This is a genomic window from Lacrimispora sp. 38-1, from assembly GCF_049890855.1.
Classification (GTDB): Bacteria; Bacillota; Clostridia; order Lachnospirales; family Lachnospiraceae; genus Lacrimispora.
Map to the genome: position 1 here is coordinate 143101 of NZ_JBANEW010000073.1, position 11976 is coordinate 155076.

General features: G+C 40.4%; 2 protein-coding genes. Both read left to right on the forward strand.

What is annotated here, in order from left to right; translation table 11 throughout:
* Positions 1-2 precede the first annotated feature (2 nt).
* Entirely contained in the window at positions 3-7292 is a 7290-nt protein-coding gene (locus V7D18_RS21510; RefSeq protein ID WP_426157370.1) for an SDR family NAD(P)-dependent oxidoreductase, read from the forward strand.
* Positions 7285-11973, forward strand: coding sequence for an SDR family NAD(P)-dependent oxidoreductase (locus V7D18_RS21515; RefSeq protein ID WP_426157372.1), 4689 nt, complete (start codon positions 7285-7287; stop codon positions 11971-11973). Before V7D18_RS21510 ends, V7D18_RS21515 begins: the two co-directional genes overlap by 8 nt.
* The last annotated feature ends 3 nt before the right edge of the window (positions 11974-11976 follow it).

Sequence of the window (11976 nt, forward strand, 5' to 3'; positions counted from 1 at the left end):
ATATGAGTAAAGAATATCTAAAAGAATTATATCAGATGATAAAAGATAAAAAAATCTCTCCTGCTGAAGCGGCTGCTAAAATGAGGCGGATTAAAGCGAAAGGGAATCCGGAAGGAGGTTCTCTTGAGGAAAAGGCAACATTTTATTTGAAGAATTTATTATCAAGTGAACTGAAAGTACCAGTCAATCATATTGATGCGGAAATTCCCATGGAGGAATATGGCATCGATTCTGTCATGATCATGCAGATGACCTCTAAATTGGAGGAGGTTTTTGGACCTCTTTCAAAGACATTGTTTTTTGAATATCAAACAATTAAAGACCTCACAGGTTACTTTTTGAAAGAATATTCACAGGATCTCATAAACTTATTGGAAATATCCGGGACAAATGTAAAGAAAAGTACTTCTAAAAATGATATCATTCAGTTTCTTAAAAGTCTTCTTTCTTCTGAACTGAAGGTAGAAGCAAATAAGATTGACGAAGATGTACTTATGGAAGAATATGGAATTGATTCAGTTATGGTAATGCAAATGACTTCAAAATTGGAAGAAGGATTTGGAACATTATCAAAAACATTATTCTTCGAATATAAGACCATCAACGAATTAGCGGAGTATTTCATGAAGGAACATTCTCAGAAATTAGCTGAGTTATTAGGACCGGAAGCTGACGAAGAGGCTGTTGTGAAAAGATCTTCTGATACAGCTGAGAAGCCTGTTTTAAAAGTGCCCGCAGAACGGGTGCAGCCTGATAAAAAAAGCCGCGTGCTTAAAGAAAAGAATAATATCCGGAAAACTGATTCTTTTAGGAGTGAAACCTGTGAGATAGCCGTTATTGGCCTGGCTGGAAAATATCCGAAAGCAGACAGCATTTATGAGTATTGGGAAAACCTGCAAAACGGAGTGGATTGTATAACAGAAATTCCAAAAGAACGTTGGGATTATTCCGGATACTATGATAGTGATAGAAACAAAACGGGTAAGATCAACTCAAAATGGGGCGGATTTATCAATGATATTTATGCTTTTGACCCCTTGTTTTTTCACATTTCACCGAAGGAAGCTGAAATCATGGAGCCTCAGGAAAGACTATTCCTTGAATGTGCGTATGCAGCGTTCGAGGATGCCGGATACACAAGGGAAACTTATGATAACAGGAACAGAACCGGTATAGAAAATAATATTGGAGTATTCGTTGGGGCGTTGTTTGAAGAATACCAATTATATGGAGCGGAGGAACAGATTAAGGGAAATATGATTGCTTTAAACGGCAACCTGTCATCCATTGCAAATAGGGTATCCTATCATCTGAATCTGCATGGACCCAGTTTAGCTGTGGATACATTATGCTCATCTTCACTCACTGCCGTTCACCTGGCTTGCCAGAGCATTCAAAGAGGTGAGTGTGAGATGGCAATCGCAGGTGGAGTAAATGTTTCTGTACATCCAAATAAGTATTTGCTTTTAAGTCAAAATAATTTTCTTTCCGGGAATGGGCGCTGTAATAGTTTTGGAGAGGGAGGAGATGGTTATGTACCAGGTGAAGGCGTGGGCGCAATTTTGTTAAAGCCATTAGACAGAGCTGTTGCAGATCATGATCATATATATGCATTGGTTAAAAGTTCTGCCATTAATCATGGCGGAAAAACCAATGGATATACGGTACCAAATCCTGTTTTCCAGGCAGAGGTAATCCGGGAGGCGTATAAAAAAGCTGATATAAATCCCAGGACCATAGGGTATATTGAAGCACATGGAACAGGAACCACCCTGGGTGATCCTATAGAAATTCATGGACTCCAAAAAGTTTTTGGTGAGTATACGGAGGATAAGCAATTTTGTAAAATTGGTTCAGTTAAGTCAAATATAGGACATTGTGAAAGCGCGGCAGGAATTGCAGGCATTACCAAAATATTGCTTCAAATGCAATATGGTAAATTAGTTCCCTCTCTGCATTCAAAAACTTTAAATTCAAATATAAATTTTCAGGATACTGCTTTTCGTGTGCAGCAGGAGCTGGAACCCTGGAACCGTCCGGTTATCGGTATTGATGGTAAGAAGGAGGAATATCCGCGGAGGGCGGGCATCTCTTCGTTTGGAGCAGGCGGTTCAAATGCACATATTGTTTTAGAAGAGTATAGAAAGCCGGGGTTTAATTCTGAGATAAAATTATCAAAACAAATTTTTGTCCTTTCAGCTAAGGATACAGAGAGATTAAAAGCAAACGCCGCCAGATATCTGACATTTATAGACCATATTAGTGATACGGACAGAGACAGCGTTCTTTTTTTTCATGATATGGCATATACCATGCAAGTTGGCAGAGAGCCAATGGAGGAAAGAGCTGCTTTCGTGGCCGCAGATCTGACTGAATTCACTCAGAAATTAGCGGATTTTATTGAAGGAAAAGAGTATATTCCGGGAGTGTATACCGGAAATGCGATGTCAATAAAGAGCAAAGAGGTTTTCCAGGGAACTGCCGGTCAGGAATTTACCAAAATGCTGATTGTATCAAAGGAATATACGAAAGTGGCTGAGTTATGGGCGATGGGGGTAAGAATTGATTGGACCTTACTGTATGAACTTTCCGAAAGCTGTTATCCATCGCGTATTTCTCTTCCTACTTATCTTTTTGATAACAAGGAATATTTTGCAGTCAAGTCAGAAGGATCTCATGGAAAACCGGAGAAATATGAAAAAGAAGAGAAAAAAGAAGAGAATTTCCTATATACTGCAGTATGGGAACAGGAAGACAGTACGGAACCAATCTGTTATAAGGAGGAATCTAAAGGAAAGACCTTATGCTTTTATAGCAGTGAATCGAGAGAAGTTACCGATGGATTCCTTCCATTTCTTCCAGGTAAAAATGTTATCCGGGTTGAATTAGGCAGTACATGGAAGCGGCTGCCGGCGGGGGCATACATGGTTGATTGTACAGCCATTGATACCTTCGGTCCATTGCTTGAAGATGTAAAACAAATTGATGTTATTTACTATTTCGCTGGAATTCAGAGAACGAAATTTGATACGGAAGATATGGAATTATTTGAAACAGTTCAAAATCGTGGTGTCCATTGTCTCTTCAAACTTATGAAGGCCCTTGGTATGAATGGTTACGAGTATAGAAAAATCATTTTCAAGCTTATAACGAATAATACATATAGGATTTTACCGGAAGATGAGTGCTCTCCATATTCAGCGGCAGCCTATGGTCTGGCCAGATGCGCTGATAAGGAGTTTCCTGACTGGCATATCAGCGGTATAGACATTCACTTGACAGGAAGAGATACCGGGGATGGTTTAAAAGAAGAATTTGACTTTATCCTGAATGAGAAGGAATCAATCAGTCATTCGGATGTGGCAATAAGAAATGGCAGACGCTATGTGAAAAAAATCTATCCTCTTGATTTAGAGAAAGAAGGTTTTGAGCAGTTTAAGGAAGGAGGTACATATTTTATCGTCGGAGGTGCCGGCGGTATTGGTTTTCAGCTTTCCCTGTATCTGGCAGAAAAAGTACATGGAAATATTATTTTAGCCGGGCGCAGACAGCTGAATCCTGAAATTGAAGAAAAAATAAATAAAATCGAAGAAAGAGGAGGAAAAGGACTCTATATTCAGGCAGATGTAACGGATTATAAGAGCATAAGGAAAGCAGTTGAAAAAGCGAAAGAACGTTTTGGGCAGCTAAATGGAATTATTCATTCGGCATTGGTATTGCAGGACCAGCTGATTATTAATATGGATGAACAAAAATTTAAAATGGCAGTTGAACCGAAATCCATCGGATGCGTTGCCTTGCATAATGCTGTAAAGAATGAAAATGTGGATTTTATCCTGTACTTTTCCTCCGCGGAAAGCTTTGCCGGAAGTGCCGGACAAGGCAATTATGCCGCCGGGTGTGCTTTTTCTGATGCATTTGCACAATATGAAAGTAATTGTGGATATCCTTCAAAGATAATAAATTGGGGTTACTGGGGAGAGGTAGGTGTGGCGGCCAATGATGAATATAGGAAACGGTTCGCTGCCGCAGGAATTTATCCGATTAGAACTGCCGAAGGTATTGGCGCAATTGAAAAGATTCTAGCCGCTGATCATGTTCAGGTATTAGCAATGAAGGTAACGCCCGAGGTTTTGGCCAGTATGGGAGCAGGCGTCACCCAGGCAGAAAATGCAGAGGATTTAGCAGAATCCGTTATACTGGACAGCATAGCAGAGGTACTTAAAATTGATAAAACAGAATTGGATATGGATGTACCCTATAATGAGTACGGAGTTGATTCAATTTTAGCCGGTCAGATTATATATAAAATCAATAATTCTCTGGGAGTTGAGTTGAGTTCTACTGCTTTATTCAATTATCCAACAGCATTGAGGCTTAAAGAGTTTATAGTAAGTGAATATAAAAATCTGATTCAGGAAAGGACCCGTCAGAGAATGCCAGAATCAGGCAAGGCACAATTGCCAGAGAAGGAGGCAGGCTATGAAGGGAAAAGAATAGATATAAAAGCAGACAGTAATCAAATGGATATAGCGATCGTAGGAATTTCAGGCAGATTCCCGGGAGCTGAAAATCTGGATGAATACTGGGAAAATTTATCAAATGGGATTGACTCTGTTAAAGAGATTGACAGATGGGAAAATGATGACTATTTCAGTACAGATGAGGATGCAATAAATAAAAGTTATATAAATGTATCAGGTTTGCTGGATGATGTGGAAACATTTGATCCGCTGTTTTTCAATATATCTCCGCGGGAAGCAGAAGTAATGGATCCAAAGCAGAGGGTTTTCCTGGAAGAGGCATGGAAAGCTTTGGAGGATGCCGGATTTTCAGACAGGGAACTCAATGAATGCAAATGCGGTGTGTTTGCCGGAAGTTCTGAAGGTGATTATATGCGTCTGATTGACCAGTGTGAAACTGAAAAGAGCAATTATGTACTCACCGGTAATTTGCTGCCGATTCTTTCAGCACGAATATCCTATTTACTGAATTTAAGGGGCCCGAGTATTGTTGTCTCGACAGCGTGTTCTTCCTCATTGGTAGCGGTCCATCAGGCATGTTTAAGCATACTTGCAGGAGATTCAGATATTGCATTGGCAGGAGGGGTAAATGTATTCTCCACACCGGATTGGCATGTCCTTGGCAGCAGCATGGGCATGTTCTCGCATACGGGAAGATGCAGGCCGTTCGATGATAAAGCTGATGGATTCATACCGGCAGAGGGTGTCGGTGTTGCCGTATTAAAGAAATTAGATAAGGCAATAGAGGATGGAGACCATATTTACGGTGTTATTGCTGCATCGGGACTCAATCAGGATGGGAAGAGCAATGGAATAACTGCCCCTAATGGCCAATCACAAGTAGATTTAGTGACAGATGTATATAATAAGTATCATATAAATCCGGAAGATATCAGTTATATAGAGGCACACGGCACAGGAACAAGGCTTGGCGACCCCATTGAGATAGAGGCCCTTAGCCAGACATACAGGAAATTTACTGATAAAAAACAATTCTGTCCAATAGGATCTGTGAAGGCAAATATCGGACATGCATTGGAAGCCGCAGGGATAGCTGGCATTATCAAGGTTTTGCTCTGTATGAAACATGGAAAACTCGTCCCTGACATCAATTTTGATACGGAAAATACGTTGATTCCATTTAAAAACAGTCCGGTTTTTGTTAATACCGAATATAAGGACTGGAATACTCTTCATGGGAAACCCCGTATGGCAGCCATAAGTTCTTTTGGTATCAGCGGAACAAATGCGCATCTTGTATTGAAAGAATATGAAGCAGAACAGGAGGAGTACGAATCAAAAGAGCCGAAATTCATTGCTTTTTCCGCCAAAACAAAAGAAAATCTGTATATGAAAATTGCTGATATGCTCCATTGGCTGAAAGAAAATAGGGGGCAGAACTCATTAGATAATATCGCGTATACATTACTGGCCGGAAGGAGCCATTTTTCGTACAGGGTGGCATATATTATCGATTCTCCCCAACAGTTAATCGATGAAATGGAACAGACAATGAATCATATACCGGCGGCAGACGCCATTGTTGGAGAGTATGTGAGCAATGCATTTAAACCTGACAGAGCTGTCGTGGATAAGGCAGAGAAAATAATGGATGAGTTAAACGAAGGAAATGGATCTGTTGATGATTTCAGGGAGAAATTAAAGTACCTTGGAGTCCTGTATACGGAAGGCTATGATCTTATGTGGAAAAGAATGTTCCATTCTTCAAGATACAGGAAACTGTCATTACCCACATATCCTTTCACAAAAGAGAGATATTGGGTAGATGATGGAAAAAATAACAGCACGTTTGCCAGAACCAGTGTTTCGGAAGGACATGCTTATAGTATGCAGAACAGATCTACATTAACGGAACAAAGGTATAGCACTGTTTTTGATGTAAAGCAGCCTTTTGTAAGGGATCATATTGTAAATAATGAAATGGTACTGCCTGGTGCCGTATATATTGAAATGGCCCGTGCTGCTGTCGGGATGGCCGCGGAGCAGGAGATCAATTTGATAGAGGATATCGTATGGGAAAAGCCAATTGTTGTTCATGGAGATAAAGAGGTAAATCTGACACTAAAAAGTGTTGACAATAAGGTGGCTTTTGAAGTTTATACGGCTGACTCTGCTGAAAGATATGTCCACGCACAGGGGACCGCGAGTCATGCTGAACAGAACGAACTTGCTTTTGAATACGCAAAAGCCTTGGACATTGAGAAGGTAAAGGCAAGATGCTGTGACATAAAAGAGAGTAACTGGTGCTATCGGATTTTTAAATCCATGGGACTGGATTATGGAAATCAATTTCAGGTCATCCAGGAATTATATAGCAATGCAGGAGAAGCATTGGCTTATTTAACTATTCCTGCAGCAAAAGATACTGATTCCGCAAAATATGTATTACACCCATCAATCCTGGATGGGGCATTTCAAATGGTTCTTGGTCTGACCGGAGAGGAAGCCTTAAATTCTCAAAAGGCATATGTGCCGTTTTTTATTGAAAAAATTATAATTTTGAAACCATTAGAAAATACCTGCCTGGCCTATGCCACAAAAAGACAGAAAAAGGGAAACACCAATACGCTCTGTTTTTCCATTCAAATTACAGATTTAGATGGGAACTTGCTGGTTATCATCGATGGATATAATCTCAGAGTCTATCAAAAGCAGGAAGATGAAATGCTGGAAATGCTCAAAATGTTAGAAAGCGGTGAAATAATGGCAGACGAAGCCGAACGATTTATGGAGGTTATTTATGATTGATAAGAAATATAAGAGGTCCGAAATATTGAAGTTAATTGAAGAAAAAAAACTGACAGCAAAAGAAGGAATGAAGCTTCTCAGAGAAGCTCATTTAAGAGCAGGGGGTACTGATACCAAAGTATGGGTGAGCAGATGGAAAGAGCATGCAAGAAGTTCCGATCCCCGTCAGAGTGGCGGCCGGAAAATAGTACTGTTTGGGAAAAATGAGGATATAAGAGAGAAACTTGTCACAAAATTAAACTGCCAAACAGCGGATATTACCTTAGTCATAGCTGCAAATGGATTTGAGAAATGTGAAGAAAACATATTTCATATAGCTCCTTCTAATAAAGAAGATTATGATACGTTATTTCAGAACTTAATAGAACAGGACAGGGTCCCGGATGAGATCGTACACGTTTGGTCTTTTGATAATTTCAGCGAGGATGTTAAAACCGTAAAAGAACAGATAGAACAAAGTTTCTATTCGATGCTTTTTATTGCTCAGTCTATTCTGCAGTTAAAAATAAAAAAAGAAATGATATTCCGTTACTTTTTTGCAGATCCATCCGGGAACAATCCGGTTTATGCTGCGGTAAGCGGTGCGGCCAAAACCATGCATTCAGAAAATAACAATTGGAAATGCAGTGTTATTGGTATTGAGCAACCGGCAGCTCATACAGATGATGCTGAAATCGCAGATATTCTTTCAGCCGAAATAAACTCTGACTGTCATAATGATGAAATACGATATAGAAATGGAATTCGGTTTATTAAAGAATATGCAAAAACCCAAAAGCCGGATTCGAATTTGTCACCTGTTATCAAGAAGAATGGAAATTATTTAATTACAGGAGGAGCAGGAGGCCTGGGGAGTCATCTGGCTGAATATCTGGCTGAAAAATACAATGCCAGGCTTATTTTAACTGGGCGCAGGGATTTGGACAGTACGATTGAAGCGCTGGTTGAGAAGTTAAAAAGGAAAGGTTCTGATTCATTTTATTTTAAAAGTGATTTAACGAATGCCGGACAAGTAGAAGAACTAATACGGTCAGTACACAGCAAATACGGAAAAATAGATGGTATTTTTCATTGTGCAGGAATCGTACATGATGCGATGATGCTGAATAAAACTCCCAATATGATCGAAGAAGTTATTGGACCCAAAATTTATGGGTCTATTTATTTGCATAAAATGCTGGAAAAAGAATCTCCCGATTTCTTCGCGTTTTTTTCAGCATTGGCTTCCGTTCTTGGAAATGTAGGCCAGATTGATTATGCATATGGGAATGCATTCCTGGATAATTTTGTTGATTATGTAACTGGCCGTGAATCAAATACTAAATTTTTGTCGATTGACTGGCCTTTCTGGGAAAACGGCGGTATGCAGATAGAAGCTGACAAAATAGATTGGCTTCGTGATACTTATGGGATGCTTCCTTTAAAAACAGAAGAGGGCATGGAACTTTTAGACAATGTAATACGTTCTCCTATGTATCATGTAATTGCTGCAAACGTAATGAAGGAGAAAGAGGAATTATTTATCAAAAAACTGACGGATCCGGAACCCGCAGAAAAAGCGGCTGACAGTGACAGGAATGTCCGTCCGGCAGAGAGTATGGCTGCAGCAATAGAGAGTTACCTAAGGATTGTTATTGCTGAGGAATTGAAATTAAAGCCGGATTCGATTTTATTATCTGAGCCATGGGAAAAGTATGGAATGAATTCTGTATCAATTGTTAAGATTACTAATCAAATGGAAAAGAAATTTGGGACACTTTCCAAAACGCTGTTTTTTGAGTACCAGACTTTGAAGGAGCTGGTGGACTATTTTGTTGAAAATCATTCGGATTTCGTTAATTCTAAATTAATGAGTAAAGCGGATAATGCTGGTGAAAGGGGGACCGTGCTTCCGAAATATGAGAAGTCTGCAGAGGATTACGAACGACATGGGGATATTGCAGTTATCGGAATCAGTGGCAGGTATCCTATGGCACATAATCTCCGTGAATATTGGGAAAACCTGAAAAATGGGAAGGATTGTATTTCAGAGATACCGGCAGAAAGATGGGACTATCATAAGTTTTACAGTGAAAACAAGCAGGAAAAGGGAAAAAGTTATAGTAAATGGGGTGGCTTTTTAGATGACTATGATAAATTTGACCCTTTATTTTTTGGAATAACACCGCGCGATGCCGAATTAATGGATCCGCAAGAGCGGCTGTTCCTGGAAGAAACCTGGCATGCCATGGAAGATGCGGGATATTCCATGAGTAAACTGAAGAATTATGAAGTGGGCGTCTACGCCGGTGCCATGTACGGGCATTATCAAATTTTCGGAGCAGAAGAAACATTGCAGGGGACCCCTTTGGCTTTAAGTTCTTCGTATTCATCAATAGCCAATAGAGTATCTTACTTACTTGATTTACGGGGACCAAGCATTGCTATAGATACCATGTGTTCTTCATCCCTTACCACAGTTCACCTGGCTTGTGAAAGCATAAAAAATGGTGAGTGCCAAATGGCATTCGCCGGGGGCGTGAACTTAACCATACATCCAACAAAATATATGTATTTATGTGCAAATAATTTTGCGTCTTCCGATGGAAGATGCAGAAGTTTCGGTGATGGCGGCGATGGTTATGTGCCCAGTGAAGGTGTTGGGGTAGTATTATTGAAATCGATGGAACAGGCAGAACGCGATGGGGATCATATTTATGCTGTTATCAGAGGAACGGCTATCAATCATGGCGGCCGTGCCAACGGTTATACGGTTCCAAATCCAAACAGTCAGACAGAATTGATCAGAAAAGCATTAAAAAAGGCAGCGGTGAATCCGAAAGAGATCAGTTATGTAGAAGCACATGGGACAGGAACTTCACTGGGTGATCCTATAGAAATAGCGGGTCTGACCAAGGCATACCGTCCATACACCACGGACACTCAATATTGTTCTATTGGCTCCGTAAAGTCAAATATAGGCCATGCAGAATCGGCAGCAGGGATTGCAGCATTGACTAAGGTTATTCTGCAGATGCGTTATAAAACGCTGGTCCCATCTATACATAATGATATCCTTAACACAAATATTGATTTTAAAAACAGCCCGTTCTTTGTACAAAAAAACCTGACAGACTGGAATCCGCCCATCCTGAACGTTGACGGAACAGCCAGACAGGGGAAAAGGATTGCTGCTGTCAGTGCTTTTGGTGCGGGAGGTTCTAATGCACACTTAATAATAGAAGAATATGCCGGTCAAAAGGGGGAAAAGGATATTCTGAATCATGAGCCGCAGATAATTGTACTTTCCGCACGGAATAAAGAGCAGTTAAGGAAATATGTAAGGTTATATTTGGATTTTATAAAAGAAATTGATCCGGTCAGCGGTATTTCTTTCAATGAATTTGCATATACGCTCCAAACCGGAAGAGAATCTAAGGACTGCCGGATTGGTCTGGCGGCGCGGAATATCTCAGACGTATACAAGGCATTCGAAGCTTTTTATGAAGATATGGAGGGCTGCACAGGTGTCTTCAAAAGTTGGAAAATCAGCGGGGAGAATCTGCCGGAACCGGAAGAAGCTATCCCGAAACTGGCTGAAAGGAATGAATACGAACCGTTGGTTAAAATATGGGTTTCAGGCAAAGACATTGATTGGAACATTCTTTATCCGGACGGACATCCCAAACGTATGTCTTTGCCTTCCTATCCATTTGAGGAAAAGCGATACTGGTATAACAGTTATCAGAATGAGTCCAGAGTCTCAGATAACGGGAATGCCATCCATGAATATGATGGTGATGAGGTCACTCTGCAGATCATCGATGATTCTGTGGCACTGGTCACAATGCATGATGAAAAGAACAAAAACATGTTTTCCGAGAAGCTGGTATTAGGCCTCATGGCAAAATTTGAGGAAATACGTAACAATTTGAATGTAAAGGCTGTTGTGGTTACTGGTTATGATCATATTTTCAGTATGGGAGGGACTCAGGAACAGCTGTTGGAAATCGCTGACCGTAAAAGAAGTTTCACTGATGTTCCATTTTTGTACCGTGGTCTTTTAGAATTTCCTTTACCTGTGATTTCAGCCATTCAGGGTCATGCTTCAGGCGGCGGATTATTATTTGGTTTGTTTGGTGATGTGGTAATTATGTCCGAAGAAGGAATCTATAGTGCAGTATTTACAAAATACGGTTTCACGCCGGGCATGGGAGCGACTTATATTTTAAAAGAGAGATTCGGCGTTAATTTATCAACAGAAATGATGTTTACGGCGAAATCTTATTCAGGCAGAGAGCTCCGGGAGAAGGGAGCCGGAGTCACGGTTGTGAAGGCCGGTGAGGTTTTGGCTGAGGCAGTAAAAATTGCACGTCTGATTGCTGATAAACCGCTGATAACTTTGCAGACGTTAAAGAAGGAATCAGCAGGAAAGAAACTGAAGGAATTACCGGCTTATATAGAGCGTGAAAGCGTTATGCATGAGAAAACCTTTGGAAAGCCGGAAGTTAAAGAACGAATAAACAAATATTTTCTGAATACCAGAAGCTTTCATGAAGTCAGTGCTAAAGAAAGCATTCAGGGGCATTTTGCCGGGACCCCCCCGGAAATGGATTTAAGCGCCATGCTGGAGGCATTAGAGAAGGGAAACATTACACCGGAAGAAGCTGCGAATATAAAAAATCTTTCTAAGGAGGTATAGCCG